Below are 18917 nucleotides of genomic sequence, written 5' to 3'. Positions count from 1 at the left end.
CCATGACTGACCAGCGAGGCCGCTACCGCACCGACTTCTCGGCGGTGGCGGCCTCTGCTGGTCGGATGGCCGCCTCGGCGATCACGGCGGCGTCCGCGGCGATGGAGACCGCCGCCCGCGCGGCCGACGAGGCGCGCGACAGGGCGGCCCGCCGGAAGGATCCCAAGGCCGCCCACCAGCGGTCGATCACGAAGGCCCGGCACACCGTGAACGGGTGGGCCGCGACCACTTCCACGTCGGCGGTGGTCGCCGTGGGCGGCTTCGCCACCGCGGCCCCCGTCGTGGGCGGCACCGCGACCGCGGTCACGGCGGTCATCGCCGTCCCCGCGGCCTACGCCGTCCGGAAGCTGCGGCGCCTGCGCCGCACCCCGGCCCCGCCGCGCACCTATGCGCGGCGCACCCTGCCGGCCGGCTCGTCGGCGCTGTACAAGCCGGTGCGCGCCCTCGCCGAGTCGGAGCAGGAGTTCCTCGCGCTGATGGCCGTGCTGTCGCGGTCCGGCGCACTGCCGCCCGATGCGCTCAGTGAGCTCGACGACGACGCGGAGGCCTCGGCCGACGCCATCGCGTCCTACGCGGAACAACTGGCTGATCTCGAGCGGGTCGTCGCCGGCGGCGGCGGGTCGGCCGCGTACCTGCGTGAGACCTTCGACGAGGGGCGCGCCAGCCTGGACGAGGGCGTCGATGCGTACCGCGAGATGGTCCGGTCCGCGGCGACGACGGTGGCCGCCGCACGCAGGTCGCTCGGCTCGCCCGCCCGATTCGATGAGCTCAGCATGGCCACGCCGCGCCTGCAGGAGACCGCGGAACGGCTGCGGGCCTGGGCGTACGGCATCGCCGCGCTGCCGCCCGTGCCGTCAGGGTATTCCCCCAAATCTCCCTGAAACCCCTGTTCAGAGGGTGACTTTCGGCACCGACGGGGGCATGGTGGAAGAAGAAAGACCTCCACGGAAATCCTCGAAAGGTGCTCGCAATGTTCTGGAAGATCCTCGGCGCCATCGTCGTCATCTGGCTCGCCCTGATGGTGGCCTCGGCGATCATCAAGTCCCTGTTCCCGCTGGCGATCATCGCGCTCGTCGTCATCGGTATCGTCACTGTGGTCAAGTGGCTGGGATCCGGGAAGAAGACCACCAGCACGTTCTAACGTGCGGCGTACCCGGCAGCCCGCCGTCGCGGGAGGAGCACGGGTGCGCGTAGCGATCGTCGCGGGATCCGAGGCCGGGCATGCACTGCCCGGCCTCGCCCTCGCCCTCCGCCTGATCGGCGCCGGCCACGTGCCGGTCGTGTTCACGGGCCGGCAGTGGTCGGAGGTGGGAGCCCGGTACGGCGTCGACACCCGCGAGCTGCCGGGCCTGGCCGCGCGCCCCGGCGACGACGACGAGGACGCGGGCTCGAAGATCCACGCCCGCGCCGCGTACATCGGGACGTGCGTGCTGCCGGGTATCCAGGAGTTCCGCGCCGATCTGGTGGTGGCCGACATCCTCACCCCGGGCGGCGGCATGGCCGCCGAGCTGCTTGGCCTGCCGTGGCTCGAACTCAGCCCCCACCCGCTGTACCTGTCCTCGAAGGGCCTGCCACCGATCGGATCCGGTCTCGCCCCCGCGCGGACGCCCCGCGAACACCTGCGCGACGCCGTGCTCCGCGCGTTCACCGCCCGCGACCTGCGCAACGGCCGGTGCCAACGGGAGGCCGCCCGCGCCGGGATCGGCCTGCCCCCGCCCGATCCCGGACCCGACGGCCGGCTCGTCGCCACCATCCCCGCCCTCGAGCTGCCGCGCCCCGACTGGCCGGCGCACACGCACCTCGTCGGGCCGCTCACCCTGGAGCCGACCGACGCGCAGTGCCCCGTCCCCAAGGGCTCCGGGCCGGTCGTGATGGTGGCACCGTCGACCGCGGCGACGGGGGAGCAGAACCTGGCGGAGGTCGCCGTCGACGGGCTCCGGGGGGCCGGCGTGCGGGTCGCGGTCAGCGGCCTGCACCCGCCCGTCTTCGACGGTGAGCCGTGGGTCGCCAGTGGATTCGGCCGGCAGGACCGGCTCGTCGCGCAGGCCGACGCCGTGGTCTGCGGCGGCGGGCACGGCATGCTGACCAAGGCGCTCACCGCCGGGAGGCCCGTCGTGGTCGTCCCTGGTGGCGGCGACCAATGGGAGCTCGCGAACCGCGTCGTGCGGCAGGGGAGCGGCGTGCTGGTCCGGCCCGCGACGCCGGAGGCGATCCGCGACGGTGTGCGGCGCGTCCTGGACGATCCGTCGTTCGCGCGCGCCGCCCGCGCTGCCGCGCGCAGTGCGCACCGCGTGGCCGACCCGGTGGTGGTGTGCGAGACGGTTGTGCATCGGTAGCCTGGTCCGGTGCGTCTCACCGACTTCCGCGAACTGCTCTACGCCGAGTTCGGCACCCTCCGCGGCGACACCCTCATGAGCGACCACCGCCTCGCGGCCTTCGGTGCCACCGGCGACCAGGCCATCGAATCCGGCGCGGACCCGCGGGACGTGTGGCGCGCTCTGTGTTCCGAGTTCGACGTTCCCCGGTCCCGCTGGTAACCGGGCCGCCGGCCCGGCGCGTGCCCTCTGTTCCGACCCCGACGTTCCCAAGGCCCGCTGGTAGCTACTTCTGCTGCGGCGTCTTCCCCGGCGACCACAGGCCGGACCGGATGACGTCCGTGCGGCTCAGCTGCGCGGCCGGCGCGTCGACGTACGGCACGTACCGCTCCAGCGCGCCCCACTCCCGGCCCCAGTCGTTGTTCAGGTAGGTCGGCACCGTCTGCGCGGTGGCGAGCAGGAGCGCCCAGCCCAACGGGCCGCCGGCGTCGCCGCCCTCCCACGTCGTGGTCGCCGCGGCGGCGAGGTCGCGCTCGGGCAGGATCCGCCACTTCGGCAGCTCCGCGACGCCGCCGTTCTCCTGCCACTGCCGCTGGCAGGGGAAGCCGATGCCGGCACCCCAGTCGACGAGGGTCGGGTCGTCGCCGAGCAGTTGCTGCAGCGTCTCGAGCTTCGGCGCGCGCGGCGGCGTGTAGGCGACCCAGGTGTTCTCGGACGGTGCGCTGATGTTCGCGACCACCCGGACCGCGGTGGCGGCCCGCGGGATGCGATCCGACGGTACGCGCAGGTTGCGCCACGCGGGGGCGGGGCCGATGTCGATCGGGATGACCATCCCGGCGGGCGTGATCGTGCCGGTGCCCGTGCCGAACTCGAGCTGCAGGTCCGCGGGGCCGAACCTGCCGGCGACGCTGATCGTCAGCAGCCGGTCGACCCCGCCCGCGGGTAGGGCGTACCAGCTCGAGGTCGCGTTCGCGGAGCGCTGGACGCCGGTCTGCCGGCTGCCGACCATCGGGACCCGCGCCGGGTCCAGGCCGAAGGGCAGGGCCGCCGTCGAGCCGTTGACGCCGGGCTTGTCGAGCGTTCCGCCGCCGGTGCCGCCGGTGTTCGACGGGGTGTTGTCGGCATCGCCGGTACGCACCAGGTCGGCCGCGCCGCGCGAGCTCGACGAGAAGCTTCCCGCGATGCCGTTCGGCGTGAAGTTCGCGTTCTGCTCGCCGACCAGCGGGTCGCGGGCGTTCCCGAGCGGCGTGAGGACGCCGGCGGTGGCGTCGCGTTCCACGAGCACCGCGTCGGCCATGCCGCACGGGTTTCCGGCGAGCGAGCGCAGGTTCTGCTGCCCGTACGAGTACGCGGGCCGCTGGATCATGATCGACGCGGCATTGGTGGCGCCGATCATCGCCAGGATGAGGACCGCGACCAGCGTGATCGGTGTGGCGAACCCGGGCAGGCGCCCGCCGATGTCGGGCAGGCGCGGCGTCCATCCCGTCACGTGCATCACGAGAGCGGCGAGCAGCAGGACCACCGTGATCGCGCCGAAGACGTTCGCCAGCTTGATCCCGGCCACCACGGGTTCGGTGCCGCCCCACGGGATGCCGAAGTTGCCGGGGTAGAACCAGCCGTTGGTCGACTCGAAGGCAAGCGTCGCGCAGCCGGCCGTCGCCGCGAGGACGAGCAGGCTGAACTGCGGGCGCCGGATGGCGCGCGGCCGCACGGCGACCACCGCGATCGCCGCGACCATGGCGCCGAGCGTCGCGAACGCCCCGAAATGGTGCGTCCACTTGGTCGGGTTGAACGCCATCACCAGCAGCGAGACGCCGATCGCGGCGACCACCCGCCGCGCGGGACCGGACGCGATGCCGGGGATCCGGCGGCGCCACAGCAGCAGCGTCGCCGTGAGCGCCGCGGACAGGAACATGGCGAGCATGGCGAACCGTCGGGCCACCGAACCGTTGGGGTTCTGCTGGAAGAGGGCCTCGTACCGGATGATCTCGCGGTGCCACTGCTCGCTGGGGCCGACGTCGCCGAGCAGCTTCGTGGACTGCAGCATCTCGACGAGGCCGTGGTCGGCGAAGATCAGGTACAGCACGGACGCCCCGGCCGCGGCCAGCGGCAGCAGCGACGCGGCCCACCCGTTGATCGAGACATGGGACCGGACGGCCTTCCACAGCGGCGCCGCTGCCACGAGGAAGACCACGAAGGCGAAGCTGCCCGTCGGTGCCGCGGACAAGGTGAGCCCCGCGACGACCAGGCCGATGCCCGCGGGCGCGAGCCTGCGGGTCGCGACGGTGCGTTCCACCAGGCACCAGGTGACGACGGTGCCCAGCGCGACGATCGGCTCCGGGCGCAGGCCGGGGTTGTAGGTCAGCCAGAACAGCGTGAAGACCGCGGCGGCCGCCCACAGCGCGCGGGAGTAGTCCGTCGGCGCGCGGCGCTTGCTGAGCCCCAGTCGGGGCAGGACCTCCCGCGAGAGCAGGAACCAGGCCAGGATGCCGGACAGCAGCGCGGGCAGGCGCAGCCACGGGCTGGACACGCTCAACTCGGCCATCCACGAGACCACGTAGAAGGGCATGCCGAACGGCGCGTAGGGGGCGTCGTAGTACCGGAACACCTCGGGCATGTACCCGGAGTTCGGCGCGGCCTTGATCATCCCCAGGATGTAGCCGTCGTCGGAGGTGGGAGCCCCGATGATGTGCCAGACCAGCAGGCTGCCGACCACCGCCGCGTCCGCGAGCCGCACGTGCAGCCACCGTCGGGGGATCAGGTGCCTGCCACGGCGCCCGTCCGCGCGGTCGAGCAGCGCGAGTGCGAACAGCGAGATCAGCACGCACAGCACGCCGACCAGGATCGCGACGCCCTTGAGCGTCGACGGCGACGAGGTGTAGCGCGAGTCCACCGCGATGTGCATCGAGGGCTTGGCGCCCCGCAGGTCCGCGGGGAGGTCCGAGAACACTCCGACCACCTGCGGTCGCAGGTCACCGGGCACGTCCGCGCCGCCCGCCGACTCCGCGCGGCCCGATCCGGCGGTGGTCGCGGCGGTCGCGTGCTTCTCGTCGATCCTGATCGACAGCGTGTCGCAGGCCGCCAGGTCCGCCCGGGGGATCGAGCGCACCAGTGCGCCGGCCGAGCGGACCGTCAGAGCCTCGCCGTCGACCGTCACGAACAGGCCGACGGTGCGCGCGCGGTCCCCGGCGGGCGGGGGCGTCGTGGCCGCGAGCACCGTCTCCTTGCCCGACGGTGCCGCCGCCGCGACCGCGCACGGCACGGTCAGGTCGACCTCGAGCGGCTTGTACATCGTCAGCGGTGCCGTGACCGGCGCGAGCGAGCCGGACTGCGGCCAGTCGATCGTCACGGCGGTCTGCTTGATCGGCAGCAGCGGCGTGGCGATCGCCAGCACGAGGCCGAGCAGGCCGGTCACGACGGCGGCGATCCGGGCGGTTCGGAGGTTCACGATCACTGAGGGTATCGGCCCGTGCCCCGCGATCGGTGCGCCCACGGCGAGTCTGGGGAGACGGCTGTGAAATCTGCCGCATCAGACGTTAGGCTGTGACTACCGACACAGCCCGCGCTGCGTTCCGACACCCCTGGAACAGGCGCAATGAACGAAAGCACGGTGGTTTCAGTGACCCTTGACGCCAATTCGCCGATCGACAAGCTTCCCGGCACCGCCGGTGAGGCCGCCGAAGGTCAGCACGACGCGGACCCTCGGGGCGGGCAGTCGGCCGCCGTGCAGTCCTTCTCGCTGGATGATCGGTACACGCGCGAAGAGGGCACGATCTACCTCACGGGCATTCAGGCCCTCGTCCGCACGGTGCGTGACCGGGCTCGCCTGGACCGCCGGCAGAACCTGAAGACGGGTTCGTTCATCTCGGGCTACGAGGGCTCGCCGCTGGCCGGTTACGACCTCGAGATCGCCAAGCGCGGCAAGTACCTCCAGGACTTCGACACGGTGCATCGCCCCGGGCTCAACGAGGAGCTCGCCGCGACCTCCGTCATGGGCTCCCAGATCGCCGCGCAGGTGGGGCATCTCGCCCGCGGCCTCGACGGCGTCACCGGTTACTGGTACGGCAAGGCGCCCGGCCTCGACCGTGCGACCGACGCGCTGCGGCACGCCAACATGATCGGCACCCACCCCACGGGCGGCGCCGTCGCCCTCGTCGGCGACGATCCGGGCGCCAAGAGCTCGACGGTGCCCTGTGCCTCCGAGATGGCCCTGGCCGATCTCTACATGCCGATCCTGTACCCGGCGGACTCACAGGACATCCTCGATCTCGGCGTGCACGCCGCGATCATGTCCCGCGTCTCGGGGCTGTGGACCTCGCTCAAGATCTCCGCACACGTCGCGGACGGCTCGTCGACCGCCGACGTGCACCCCGACCGCATCCTGCCCGTCTACGGCGACTTGGGCACCAGCCCGCACGTCCCGTCGGGTCAGCTGCTCGGCGCGAAGCTCATGGAGCTCGAGCAGAATCAGCTCACGGTCCGCATGCCGCGTGCCACGGAGTACGCCCGGATCAACCGTCTCAACCGGATCACGGTGCGTTCGAGCGACGACCGGATCGGTATCGTCTGCGCCGGCAAGACCTACCTGGACGTGCGGGAGTCGCTGCGGCTCATCGGCATCGAGGACGACGAGCTGAACGGCCTCGGCATCCGCATCCTCAAGATGGGCATGGTCTACCCGTTCGAGCGGCAGATCATGCACGAGTTCATCGACGGCCTCGACGAGGTCATCGTCGTCGAGGAGAAGCGCGACTTCCTCGAGACGATGATGCGCGACATCCTCTTCCGTCACCCGGGCGCGCCGAACATCGTGGGCAAGACCCACGAGGACGGCTCCACCCTGTTCTCCCGCTTCGGCGAGCTGGACGTGGACTCGGTCTCCCGCGGTCTGGCCGCGCGGCTCGCGCGCGTCCACGGCGTGGCCGCCGCGAAGGACTGGCTCGATCGCAAGGCGCAGGTGCGCACCCGGATCGAGCTGCCGCTGGCCGCGCGCAGCCCGTACTTCTGCTCCGGCTGCCCGCACAACACCTCCACCAAGGTCACCGACGACACGCTCGTCGGCGCCGGCATCGGCTGCCACGCGATGGTGCTGCTCATGGACCCGCAGCAGGTGGGTGAGGTGACCGGTGTCAGCCAGATGGGCGGCGAGGGCGCGCAGTGGGTCGGCATGGCCCCCTTCGTCGATGAGAAGCACTTCGTGCAGAACATCGGCGACGGCACGTTCATGCACTCGGGCTCGCTGGCGCTGCGCCAGTCGGTGGCCTCGGGGGAGCGGATCACCTACAAGCTGCTGTTCAACGGCACCGTCGCCATGACGGGCGGCCAGGACCCGGTCGGCCAGATGTCCCTGCCGCAGATCTGCGCGCTGCTGCAGGCCGAGCGGGTCGCCAAGATCATCGTCACCTCGGACAACCCCAAGCAGACCGCGGTGGGCCTGCCGAAGGGCATCGAGGTGCGGGATCGCGCCGACATGCTCGACGTGCAGCGCGAACTGGCCGAGGTGCCGGGCGTCACGGTCCTCGTGCACGACCAGTACTGCGCCGCCGAGAAGCGGCGCAAGCGCAAGCGCGACAAGTACCCCACGCCGAACCGGCGTGTCGTGATCAACGAGCGCCTCTGCGAGGGCTGCGGCGACTGCGGTCAGAAGAGCAACTGCCTGTCCGTGCACCCCGTCGAGACCGAGTTCGGCCGCAAGACGCGGATCGACCAGAGCTCCTGCAACCTCGACTTCTCGTGCCTCAAGGGCGATTGCCCGTCGTTCGTGACGGTCACCCCGGGCGTGCAGGGCAAGATCCGCAAGTCGGTGCCCGACATCTCGGCCGAGTCGATCCCGCAGCCGAAGAAGGCCCGGCGGGAGGCGGACGGCATGGCCATCCGCGTCACCGGCATCGGCGGCACGGGCGTGGTCACGGTCTCGCAGATCATGGCCACCGCCACGGTGCTCGACGGTCACTCGGCGCGCACCGTCGACATGACCGGCATGGCGCAGAAGGGCGGCGCCGTCGTCTCCGACATCAAGGTCTCCGCCACGTACGTCGACCAGGCGGCGAAGGTGGCCTCGGGTGACTGCGACGTGTACCTGTCCTGCGACAGCCTCGTCGGTGTCGACCCGGCGAACCTCAAGGTCGCCTCGCCGGAGCGCACCACCTCGATCGTCTCGACCACAGAGGTGCCCACGGGCCAGATGGTGATCGACACGTCCGTGGGGTACCCGGACGCGCGGAGCATCCACCAGGCGATCGACCGGGCGTCGCTGCGCACCGTCTACCTCGATCCGGGCGATCTGACGCTGCAGCTGTTCGGCGACGAGCAGTACGCCAACCTGTTCATGGTGGGCGCCGCGTTCCAGACGGGCGCGCTGCCGATCAGCTCGGCGTCGCTGGAGCGGGCCATCGAGCTCAACGGCGTGGCCGTGGAGAAGAACCTGCAGGCCTTCCGTCGCGGACGTCAGTCGGTCTCCGACCCGGCCGGCGTCCGGGCCGCGATCGATGCGCTGCATCCGCTTCCCGCTCCGATCGCGGCGAGCGCGTACGCGTCGGCGCAGGCCGCCAAGCTCGACGGTGCCTCGCCCGAGGTGCTGCGCCAGGTGGCGCTGCGCGTCGACGAGCTGGTCGCGTACCAGGACAAGGCCTACGCCGAGCGCTACATGGACGATGTCGCGCGCGTGTTCCGTGCCGAGAAGTCCTGGGGCTCGGAGGATCTCACTGCCGCGGTCGCACACAACCTGCACAAGCTGATGGCCTACAAGGACGAGTACGAGGTCGCCCGCTTGTCGCAGGACGCCGGTTTCGCGGCGACGGTGGCCGACGAGTTCGGTGCCGACGCGAAGAAGGCCATCCGCCTGCATCCGCCGACGCTGCGCGAGATGGGTCTGAAGAACAAGCTCGCGCTGGGCGAGTGGGTGAACCCGGGCATGAAGACGCTGGCGAAGATGAAGCGCCTGCGCGGCACCAAGCTCGACTTCTTCGGCATGACCGAGATGCGGAAGATGGAGCGCACGCTCGTCGCCGAGTACCGCGCGCTGGTGGGCCTGATGATCGCCGCCGCCGAGGGCGGCCGGGTCGCCGAGGACCAGCGTGCGCAGGTCGTCGCCCTGGCCGAGCTGCCGGACATGGTCCGCGGCTACGAGTCGGTCAAGACCGACAATGTCGAGAAGTACCGCGCCGCGGTCCAGGCGCAGTTGGAGAAGCTGGGCTGGTAAGCCCCGGTTCTTCTGGTTCGACGGTGACCGTCCCTCCGCTCGGAGGGGCGGTCACTGTCGTCTCGACGCCCCCGTCACGGGTGCATGCGTGCGCCCTTGAGGATCCGGTCGACGGCGTTCTTCGGCCCATGGACGCCGATGCCGACGAGGTCCAGCTCGGCGGTCCCGATCGCTCGCACCGCGGCGCGGTTGTCCCTGTCGTTCCCGGTCGAGAAGAGCTCGCTCGTGAAGACGGAGACGGTCAGGCCCCGGCCCAGCGCCCTCTCGTGCGCGGTGCGGAGGGTCTCGGCGTCGCCCTCGAAGACGAGGACGGGTTGGCGGAACATCGGCAGGTACGCGACGCCGTCGGCATCGGCGTAGGGCTCACCGACGACCTCGGGGACCGTGGCCGCGATCCCGCTCACGAGGAACGCCGTGGTGTTGAGCCGCTGCCACCCGGCGAGGTCGTCGCGGAGCAGCACCGCGATCTTGGTGTCGAATCGAATCGTCTCGGTCATGCCTCCAGCGTCGCCGTCGCGCACGCCGGGGTCTTGTACATACTTGATGGATGTCCGCGGAGTCGAGCGTCGCGTGGCGGCCTCGCGTCGAGGGGATCGCCGAGGTGTTCCGGGCGCACTTCGAGGCGCACGCCTACCCGATGCACACGCACGAGGTCTGGACACTGCTCACCGTCGACCGCGGACGCATCGGGTACGAGCTGGGCGGTGAGCGGTGTGATTCGTCGACCCGCTCCGTGACGCTCCTGCCTCCGCACGTCGCGCACGACGGGCACAGCCTCACGGCGGGCGGGTTCGACAAGCGCGTGATCTACCTGGAATCGCGGGTGCTCACCGGCGTCGGTCGTGCGGTGGGCAGGCCCACGCTGCTCGACGGCCCGCTCCGGCGGCGCGTCGACCGGCTCAATCGGGCGCTCGCCGTGCCGGGTGAGGAGTTCGAAGCGGCGAGCCGGCTGGCCCTGATCGTCGAACGGCTGCAATGGCACCTGGACGGCAACCCCGAGCCGTCGCGAGCGCCGCGGAACCGGCCGCTCGCGCACGCCCTCCGCGACCTGCTCGACGGCTGCGTCCGCGAGGGCATGACCCTCGAGGAGGCCGGCCGTGTGCTCCACGTGGACCCGACGCACCTGGTCAGGGAGTTCTCCCAGGAGTTCGGGCTCCCGCCGCACCGGTACCTCATCGGCCGGCGGGTCGAGCTCGCCCGCAGGATGCTGCTGGCCGGCGGAGCTCCGGCGGACGTCTCCGTGGAGGTGGGCTTCCACGACCAGTCGCACCTCAACCGTCACTTCAAGTCGATGGTCGGGACCACGCCCGGCCGCTTCGCGCGGAGCGGCGAAACCGCAGCTCGGATGTGATCTCCGCGAGGTGCCCGGACGCGGCCGGACCGCTGCGCGGCGTGTCGCGCGTTCGATACTTGCTTCGAACGGTCGTTCGCCTATAGTCGGTGGTGTTCGACGCGAGAGCGAGCCGGCAGGGCGCGCATCCGATGCGGATGCGAAAACTTGTCAGTGGGTCCCTCTAACGTCCGTGGCAACTGAAGAACCCAGCGCCGGCAGCGTCTTCCCCGCTCCGGCCTTCAAGGACGGAGAGTCCCATGGCACCTGCGGCACCGGATCGCGACAAGGCCCTCGAGCTGGCCCTCGCACAGATCGACAAGAACTACGGCAAGGGCTCCGTCATGCGCCTCGGAGACGAGGTGCGTCAGCCCATCGCGGTGATCCCCACCGGCTCCATCGCGCTGGACGTGGCGCTGGGCATCGGCGGCCTGCCGCGCGGCCGCGTCATCGAGATCTACGGCCCGGAGTCCTCGGGTAAGACCACGGTGGCGCTGCATGCGGTCGCGGAGGCGCAGGCCAACGGCGGCATCGCGGCGTTCATCGATGCGGAGCACGCGCTCGATCCCGACTACGCCGCGAAGCTGGGCGTCGATACCGATGCCCTGCTGGTCTCACAGCCGGATACGGGTGAGCAGGCGCTCGAGATCGCGGACATGCTGATCCGCTCCGGCGCGCTCGACATCATCGTCATCGACTCGGTGGCGGCCCTGGTGCCCAAGGCTGAGATCGAGGGTGAGATGGGCGATAGCCACGTCGGCCTGCAGGCCCGCCTCATGAGCCAGGCACTCCGCAAGATGACGGGCGCGCTGAACAACTCGGGCACCACCGCCATCTTCATCAACCAGTTGCGCGAGAAGATCGGCGTCATGTTCGGCTCGCCCGAGACCACCACGGGTGGTAAGGCGCTCAAGTTCTACTCGTCGGTGCGTCTGGACGTGCGCCGCATCGAGACCCTCAAGGACGGGACCGACGCGGTCGGTAACCGTACTCGCGTCAAAGTCGTCAAGAACAAGGTCTCACCGCCGTTCAAGCAGGCCGAGTTCGACATCATCTACGGCCAGGGCATCAGCCGCGAGGGCTCGATCATCGACATGGGCGTCAATGAGGGCTTCATCCGCAAGTCGGGTTCCTGGTACACCTACGACGGTGACCAGCTGGGCCAGGGCAAGGAGAACGCCCGCAAGTTCCTGCTCGAGAACCCCGACGTCCGCGACGAGATCGAGAAGCGGATCAAGGAGAAGCTCGGCGTGGGCGCGGATATCACCGTCGATGCCGACGAGATCGCGCCGGCGCCCGTCGACTTCTAGGCCGCGATGTCCGACTACTCGGACGACGAGGTCGTGTCCCGGGGCCGTCGGCGATCTCACCGACCCCGGGACGACGGTGACGGGGAACCTCGGTGGCGGCAGGAGGTCGAGCAGGATCCGGCGAAGCGCGAGGCGCTCGCCCGCGACCTGATCTACCGTGCCCTCGGCATGCGGGACCATTCCCGGGCTGAGCTGCGGGCGAAGCTCGCCAAGAAGGGGTTCGACGAGGAGCTCACCGAGCGCATGCTCGACAAGTTCGTCGCCGCCGGCCTCATCGACGATGCGGCCTTCGCGGAGCGCTGGGTGCAGTCGCGGCACCAGTTCTCCGGCCGCGGGCGGCGCGCGTTGGCGCAGGAGTTGCGCAGTAAGGGCGTCGGCGCGGAGGAGGCAACGGCGGCCCTCGACACCGTCAGCCGCGAGGATGAGCGGGAACGGGCCGCGGAGCTGGTGGAGCGCAAGCTCGCCCGCGTGGAGATCCCTGAGGACCGAGCGGAGCGGGACAAGCTGACGCAGCGGCTGGTCGGCATGCTGGGCCGCCGTGGCTACCACCCGTCGCTCGCCATGTCGGTGGTGCTGGACGCCGTCCGCGAGAAGGCCGACGCAGGCCGCGGCTGAGGCCGCGTGAATAGACCAGGGGGGGCTTCGCTGTCTGATCTGTGGGAACCGATCTGGAGGCTGGTGCGTCCAATTCATAGGGACGTCCGTCAGAGCGGCGCGACAGTGAGGGGTGCCATGGCCGATGGGGAACTGACCCAGATCATCGAGGCGGCGCGAGAGGAGATCGCAGACCGTCCCTCGATGGTGTCCGACGGCAATCCACAGGAGGAGTTGGCCCGCGCCCTTGAGCGACACGCTGATCGGCTGGAACAAGGTGCCCTGGGACTCTACGAGGTCGGCGACCAGAACAACCTCGGCCCGACAGTGGAAGGTGAGGCCGCTACATTCAACATTCGCCTGGGAGCTGTCGAACACGAACGCTCGTTGTACAAGACGATTCTCGCCCAAGCCGCCGAGGCGCGATCGCTGGCCGCAACCTATCGTGAGATCGGCCGCTGGATCCTACGAACCGAGGGGGCCAGCGAGGAGCAGATCAGCCGAGTCATAGGTCACTCGTGAGGGCTGGTGCGCTGGTTCTGGCGCTGGCTGTGGTTCTCATCGGGGGCGGTTGCACCGTCGCGGTGTCTGGAGACCCCGTCGCGGCCGGAGAATCACCCTCCTCGTTGAGACCATTGCCGTTCACCCCAACGATCAACGATCGCACGAACGATCGGACCGACGGCACCACGTTCGAGCCTTGCAACGCGTACACCGACGCGGAGCTCATTGCCTTGAACATCAACCCCGAAACGATCACCGATGCGGCGCAGGTCGATTCTGCCAACTATCGCGGTTGCAGGTGGCGGGCACAGAACTACACGGCCGCCCGCGGTGGCGGACAGTACTCGCAGATCGTCGGCCGTGAGATGACGCTCGATCAGTACAAGCGCTACTTGAGTACCAAGGTGTGGCAGACCGACCGTATGGCAAGCGGTCGGCCCATCGCCGTCGCTGCTGAGAACAACGGCTGCTCGGCGTCGTTCTCCTCAGAGCAATCGATCGTGACGACGATAGCCACGTCGACCAATCCCTCACCGGGCAACGTGCTTGAGTGCGATCGCGCCGTCGCGTTCGCATCCCTCGCGATCAGCAAGGCGCCGTGACCGAGGCTCGACCTCGGGATCGGCAACGGGTACGGTCGCTCCCATGACTGCCGGAACGGCCTCGGGCCACGCACGGACGGGTGATCCGGCGAACGGTTGACGGCGCGGTCTCCGCCGGGCGGGTACGGACGAGCACCTCACCGAACCCAGCCTAAGGAGATTCCATGTCAGCACGTTTCAACCACACCATCGTTTTCGCGACGAACAGCGAGGAATCGGCGGCGTTCTACCGCGACTACCTCGAGGCGAAGCCCGTCGAGTCCTGGGGCCCGTTCACCAACCTCGAGATCGAAGACGGCGTCCTGCTGCAGATCGCGGCGCCGCCGATCGACGTCCAGCCGCAGCACTACGCCTTCCTCCTCGACGACGAGCACTTCGATCGGGCGTACGCGCTCATCACCGAGCGCGGCGTGGACCACGCCGCGGATCCGTTCTGGAAGGAGCCGGGCCGCATCAATCACGGCCACGGCGGCCGCGGGGTCTACGTCCGCGACCCCGCGGGCCACGGCATCGAGTTGCTCACGAGTCCGTACCTCTGAGCTCAGCGAGCAGCGCAGGGGGAGTTCGTCGCGGACAGGAACGAAAGGTCGCCGATCCGCGCGAGGGACTCTGCGGCGCCGCCGTCTCGCCCAAGGGTGCGCGCTGCTTCCTCATCCCCGACGGCACGCCGTAGCGACCGCTCCCACTCGCCGCTCTCGAGCATCGACCGCAGGGCGGCGTTGACGGCGTCGCGGGCCGCGGAATCGTCGCGGCCGAGCCCGATGCCGTAGCGCTCGACCGCGAACGGCGCGCCGGCGGCCCGTAGTCGCCCGTCGATGCAGCTGTCCTTGGGCACACTCATGTCGATGAGCCGGAAGACCGCGGGCCGCTGCGCGGCGAAGCCGGCCAGGATCACCTCGTCGGTCGTCACAGCGTCGACGTTCTTGCGTGCCAACGCGTCCACGCACGCCGAATAGGTGTCGAACTCGACGAGCCGCACGCCGGGAAGCAGGGCCTTCACCGCACGGGCCGACGTCGACCCGGTGACCGAACACAGGGACCGGTCGCGGCCCAGGTCCGAGACCGTGCTGATCGCCGACTCGTCGCGCCGCACGAGCAGTCCCTGCCGGGTCACGAGGTACGGACCGGCGAAACCGACCGTGCCGCCGCGGGCACCGTCGATCGAGTACGAGGCGACGACGGCGTCCACCTCACCGTTCTCGATGAGTTGCTCGCGCTGCGACGACGGCGTCTCCCGCCAGGTGATCCTCGGTTCGGCTTTCCCGCGCGCCGCCGCGACCGTCCGGATCACGTACCGTGCCACGTCGATGTCGAAGCCGGACAGCGCACCGTCGGAGCCGCGGAGCCCGAGCCCGGGCTGGTCGACCTTCACCCCGACGAGGACGGCACCGTCGTCGATCGAGGACAGCAGGTTCCGCGGCGACGGCCCCGAACACGCGCAGAGCGCGGCCACGAGCACCGTCACCAGTGCCGTGGCCGCGCTCCGACGCGCGGAGGATCTCGGAAGCACGGCGTTCAGTCGCCGAAGTCCTGCCGCAGATCCTTGTGCTTCGGGTCGGGATGCGTGGTCTCCAGGACCTCCTTGGACATCAGCCCGGGTTCCGGAAGCGGATGCGGCGCATCGATGATCAGCTTCTTCTTGCGGCCCTCGCGAAGGTTCCGTTCGATGTTCGACGCGAGCGCCGACAGACCGAAGTTGATGAGGATCATGATGATCGCCACCATGATCAGGGACGGGATCACGTTGCCCCAATAGGTGCCGGCCTGGATGCCCTTCTTCACCACCTCGACATAGCCGATCTGGTAGCCGAGCGCGCTGTCCTTGAGCGCGATCACCATCTGCGAGATCAGCGCGGGGAGCATCGCGGCCACGGCCTGTGGGAGCAGGATCAGTCGCATGGTCTGGGTCTTGCGCAGCCCCAGCGCCTTCGCGGCCTCGAACTGGCCCTTCGGCAGTGAGTTGATGCCCGACCGGAGGATCTCGGCGATCACCGAGCCGTTGTACAGGGTGAGGCCGAAGACCACGGCGAAGAACGCGATGTAGTCGGTCGTGAACACCTTGTAGACGCCGAACACGATGTACAGGAAGTAGATCAGGATCAGCACCGGGATGGCGCGGAAGAACTCCACGATCGCGCCGGTCGCCCAGCGGACCGAGCGGTGGTCCGAGAGGCGGCCGATGCCGAGCAGCGCGCCCATGACCATCGCGAGCACGATCGAGGCGAACGCCGCCTTGAGCGTTCCCCACAGGCCCAACAGGATGTAGTTGACCCAGTAGTCCCTGTCGGTGAACGGGGCGAGCTTGTCGTGATCGAACTGGCCGTTGTTGGCCAGCACGGCCACGACCCACGCCAGGAGCGCGGCGAGCACCACGATGAAGACCACCGCGATGATGTTGTTGCGGACCCGCGCCTTGGGGCCCGGCGCGTCGTAGAGGACCGTCGAGGTCGACTTGGCACTCATCGCTTCACCGCCAGTCGCTGAGCGAAGTAGCCGAACACGGCGCCCTCCAACAGAGTGATGATCATGAAGCCGACGGCGAAGATGACGAAGATCACGATCAGCTGATCGCCGTACTTCTCCAGCTGGCCCTTCATCAGCAGGGCAGCTTCGCCCACGCCGATGATGGAGGCCAGCGTCGTGTTCTTCGTGAGGGCGATGAGGACGCTGCCCATGGGAGCGATGACCGCCCGCGCCGCCTGGGGCAGTACGACGAGCGTGAACACCTGCATGAAGTTCAGCCCCAGCGAGCGCGCCGCCTCGGCCTGGCCGAGCGGAACGGTGTTGAAGCCCGACCGCAGCGTCTCACAGACGAAGGTCGCCGTGTAGACGACCAGACCGACCGTCGCGAGCCAGAAGTTGTTGTTGTCGATGAAGTTCGCGTTATCGGGGGCGAGCGCGAACCCCATGTTCTGGTACAGACCCAGCGACAGGAACAGGATGATCAGCGTCAGCGGCGTGTTGCGGACGATGTTGACGTACCAGGTGCCGAACACCCGCATCGCGGGTACCGGCGAGACGCGCATTCCTGCGAGGACCGTGCCCCAGATCATGGCGCCGATGCCGGAGAAGATGGTCAGTTTGATGGTGACCCAGAAAGCGGGCCACAGCTTCGGGCCGAGGTCGGCCCACATGGTGGACATCTAGCTGCCCTCCTTCGCGCAGACGGGGGCCAGCGTCACCGGCGTGGTCGGAGCCGGGGTCGGCGTGGCGGTGGTGAGCAACCAGGTCTGGTCGCCGGGAGTGGGAATGAGCGCCGACGCGGGCTTGCCCGTCGCCGGGTCGATCCGGCCCTGGTCGATCATCGTGGTGGCGTAGTCGCCGAGGTTCTCCCGCAGGATCTGGAACAGCCTGTTGTTCGGGTCCGCGTAGGCGGCCTCGGTGTAGGCGGTCGTGGTGTCCTTCGACACCTGGCAGGTCGGCTTCGACGGGATCGCCGTGGCGGCGAAGCGCGCCGCGGCCTCGTCGCCGAGCGTCATCTGCTCGAGCGCCCTGTTGATCTGCGTCATCGCGGCGCCGTCGCCCTTGCGGATGCCGATGCCGTACCGCTCGGTCGAGAACTGATCGCCCTTCTTCTTCTTGGTCCCGTCCTTGAGCGTCGTGTCCTGCGGGTAGGTCATCGGGACGATGTCGAACTCGCCGGGGTACTTCGCCTGGAAGCCGGCGAGGATCGTCGCGTCGGTGGTCAGTGCATCGAGCACACCGCGACGCACGCCCTCGACGCACGAGGCGTATCCGTCGTACTGCTGCAGCTGGACGTTCGGGAGCGCGCTCTGCACGTTGAGCGCGGATGTCGACCCCGACACCGAGCACAGCTTGCGGCCCGAGTTGAGGTCCGTGAGCGTCTTGATCGGGTTCGTGGACTTCTTGCTCACCAGGAGTGCCTGGTAGGTGATCAGGTACGGGCCCGCGAAGTCGGCCTTCGCCTTGCGCGCCTTACTGATCGAGTAGGTGGCGGCGATCATGTCGACCTCGCCGTTCTCGATCATCCGCTCCCGTAGCGGGGACGGGGTCTCCTTCCAGGTGATCTTCGGAGCCGCCCACCCGTTGTTCTTGGCGATCTGGTTGACGACGAACTCGGAGACCTGCACATCGGAGCCGGTCTGGGACTTGTTCGGATTCTGGATCGCGAGACCCGGCTGGTCGAATTTCGTGCCGAGCACCACGTTGCCGCTCTTGATCGAGTCGAGCAGGCTGCGCGGGGTGTCCGTGCCGCACGCGGAGACGAGGGGGAGCGTGACGGCGACCGCCGCTGCGGCGGCGATCGCACCCCGCCACCGCCGGGGTCGTGTGTTCTGCGGTGATGTCATCAGTGCCCCAGGATCTTGCCGAGGAAGTCCTTCGCCCGGTCGGACTTCGGTGCGGTGAAGAAGGACTCGGGGTCGGTGTCCTCGACGATCTGGCCGTCCGCGAGGAACAGGATCCGGTCCGCGGCCTTACGGGCGAAGCCCATCTCGTGGGTCACACAGACCATCGTCATGCCGTCCTTGGCGAGGCCGACCATGACGTCGAGGACCTCGTTGACCATCTCGGGGTCGAGCGCCGAGGTCGGCTCGTCGAACAGCATGACCTTCGGCCCCATCGCGAGCGCGCGGGCGATCGCCACGCGCTGCTGCTGACCGCCGGACAGCTGGGCGGGGTACTTGTCCTTCTGCGCGACGATGCCCACGCGGTCGAGGAGCTCGAGCGCCCGCTTCTCCGCGTCGGCCTTGTTCATCTTGCGGACCTTGAGCGGGCCCAGCGTCACGTTGTCGAGGATCGTCTTGTGGGCGAAGAGGTTGAACGACTGGAACACCATGCCGACCTCGGCGCGGAGGTTCGCCAGGCCCCGCCCCTCGGAGGGGAGTAGCGCACCGTCGATCTTGATGGTGCCGGAGTCGATGGGCTCGAGCCGGTTGATGGTCCGGCACAGTGTGGATTTGCCGGACCCCGACGGGCCCAGCATGACCACGACCTGACCCTTCGGGACGGTGAGGTTGATGTCCTTGAGCACGTGCAGGGCGCCGAAGTGTTTGTCGACGGACTCGATCTCGATCATCGGGACCGCGCCGGTGGGCCCGG

General features: G+C 69.4%; 18 protein-coding genes. 11 read left to right on the top strand and 7 right to left on the bottom strand.

The annotated features are described in order from the left end of the window. Nucleotides 1-2: 2 nt before the first annotated feature. The 4 genes from pspM (at nt 3) to AXK60_RS08010 (ending at nt 2537) form a co-directional block, all read left to right on the top strand. Nucleotides 3-881 (top strand): phage shock envelope stress response protein PspM, encoded by an 879-nt coding sequence (gene pspM, locus AXK60_RS08020; RefSeq protein ID WP_139057817.1) that lies wholly within the window; start codon nt 3-5, stop codon nt 879-881. Between the two features lie 89 nt (nt 882-970). Next, a complete protein-coding gene (locus AXK60_RS26865; RefSeq protein ID WP_168545204.1) occupies nt 971-1141 on the top strand; it encodes a hypothetical protein in 171 nt (56 codons plus the stop codon). Between the two features lie 43 nt (nt 1142-1184). Continuing rightward, nucleotides 1185-2336, top strand: a complete 1152-nt coding sequence (locus AXK60_RS08015) for a glycosyltransferase (protein WP_068570538.1) — start codon at nt 1185-1187, stop codon at nt 2334-2336. Nucleotides 2337-2345: 9 nt separating this feature from the next. Further along, a complete protein-coding gene (locus AXK60_RS08010; RefSeq protein ID WP_068570537.1) occupies nt 2346-2537 on the top strand; it encodes a DUF3046 domain-containing protein in 192 nt (63 codons plus the stop codon). Between the two features lie 64 nt (nt 2538-2601). On the opposite strand, the gene AXK60_RS08005 is transcribed toward AXK60_RS08010, so the two are convergent. Then, nucleotides 2602-5763 (bottom strand): arabinosyltransferase domain-containing protein, encoded by a 3162-nt coding sequence (locus tag AXK60_RS08005; RefSeq protein ID WP_244881060.1) that lies wholly within the window; start codon nt 5761-5763, stop codon nt 2602-2604. Between the two features lie 171 nt (nt 5764-5934). Between AXK60_RS08005 and AXK60_RS08000 the strand changes: the two genes are divergently transcribed. Then, nucleotides 5935-9516 carry an indolepyruvate ferredoxin oxidoreductase family protein gene (locus AXK60_RS08000; protein ID WP_068570535.1) on the top strand — a complete coding sequence of 1194 codons (3582 nt, stop codon included), beginning with the start codon at nt 5935-5937 and terminating at the stop codon, nt 9514-9516. A 74-nt stretch (nt 9517-9590) separates the two neighbouring features. Here the strand turns inward: AXK60_RS08000 and AXK60_RS07995 are convergent, their stop codons facing one another. Continuing rightward, a complete protein-coding gene (locus AXK60_RS07995; protein ID WP_068570534.1) occupies nt 9591-10013 on the bottom strand; it encodes a DUF2000 domain-containing protein in 423 nt (140 codons plus the stop codon). Between the two features lie 50 nt (nt 10014-10063). Here AXK60_RS07995 and AXK60_RS07990 point away from each other — a divergent pair, with 50 nt between their 5' ends. The 6 genes from AXK60_RS07990 (at nt 10064) to AXK60_RS07965 (ending at nt 14395) form a co-directional block, all read left to right on the top strand. Further along, entirely contained in the window at nt 10064-10867 is an 804-nt protein-coding gene (locus AXK60_RS07990; RefSeq protein WP_068570533.1) for a helix-turn-helix domain-containing protein, read from the top strand. 239 nt (nt 10868-11106) lie between these two features. Then, nucleotides 11107-12156: a recombinase RecA gene (gene recA / locus AXK60_RS07985; RefSeq protein WP_068570532.1), complete on the top strand. Its 1050-nt coding sequence runs from the start codon at nt 11107-11109 to the stop codon at nt 12154-12156. Between the two features lie 6 nt (nt 12157-12162). Next, entirely contained in the window at nt 12163-12771 is a 609-nt protein-coding gene (locus AXK60_RS07980) for a regulatory protein RecX (RefSeq protein WP_082777901.1), read from the top strand. A gap of 117 nt (nt 12772-12888) precedes the next feature. Beyond that, nucleotides 12889-13272 (top strand): hypothetical protein, encoded by a 384-nt coding sequence (locus AXK60_RS07975; protein ID WP_068570531.1) that lies wholly within the window; start codon nt 12889-12891, stop codon nt 13270-13272. Continuing rightward, nucleotides 13269-13856 (top strand): DUF3558 domain-containing protein, encoded by a 588-nt coding sequence (locus AXK60_RS07970; RefSeq protein WP_082777900.1) that lies wholly within the window; start codon nt 13269-13271, stop codon nt 13854-13856. The genes AXK60_RS07975 and AXK60_RS07970 overlap by 4 nt, the downstream gene beginning before the upstream one ends. A gap of 164 nt (nt 13857-14020) precedes the next feature. Beyond that, entirely contained in the window at nt 14021-14395 is a 375-nt protein-coding gene (locus tag AXK60_RS07965; protein ID WP_068570529.1) for a VOC family protein, read from the top strand. 2 nt (nt 14396-14397) lie between these two features. Here AXK60_RS07965 and AXK60_RS07960 read toward each other — a convergent pair whose 3' ends face one another. Genes AXK60_RS07960 through AXK60_RS07940 form a run of 5 tightly spaced genes read right to left on the bottom strand, consistent with a single transcriptional unit; the run spans nt 14398 to nt 18894 of the window. Then, entirely contained in the window at nt 14398-15366 is a 969-nt protein-coding gene (locus tag AXK60_RS07960; RefSeq protein ID WP_068570528.1) for a glutamate ABC transporter substrate-binding protein, read from the bottom strand. A gap of 5 nt (nt 15367-15371) precedes the next feature. Beyond that, nucleotides 15372-16319, bottom strand: a complete 948-nt coding sequence (locus AXK60_RS07955) for an amino acid ABC transporter permease (protein WP_068570527.1) — start codon at nt 16317-16319, stop codon at nt 15372-15374. Beyond that, on the bottom strand, nt 16316-16999 hold the full coding sequence (locus AXK60_RS07950) for an amino acid ABC transporter permease (RefSeq protein WP_068570526.1): 684 nt from the start codon (nt 16997-16999) through the stop codon (nt 16316-16318). Before AXK60_RS07950 ends, AXK60_RS07955 begins: the two co-directional genes overlap by 4 nt. Then, the gene (locus AXK60_RS07945) at nt 17000-18166 is read right to left on the bottom strand and encodes a transporter substrate-binding domain-containing protein (protein WP_068570525.1); all 1167 of its coding nucleotides are present in this window, start codon (nt 18164-18166) and stop codon (nt 17000-17002) included. After that, nucleotides 18166-18894, bottom strand: coding sequence for an amino acid ABC transporter ATP-binding protein (locus tag AXK60_RS07940; protein WP_068570645.1), 729 nt, complete (start codon nt 18892-18894; stop codon nt 18166-18168). The genes AXK60_RS07945 and AXK60_RS07940 overlap by 1 nt, the downstream gene beginning before the upstream one ends. Nucleotides 18895-18917: the final 23 nt, after the last annotated feature.

The sequence above is a fragment of the Tsukamurella pseudospumae genome (genome assembly GCF_001575195.1).
Classification (GTDB): domain Bacteria; phylum Actinomycetota; class Actinomycetes; order Mycobacteriales; family Mycobacteriaceae; genus Tsukamurella; species Tsukamurella pseudospumae.
This window is presented reverse-complemented; position numbering and strand designations above follow the sequence as displayed.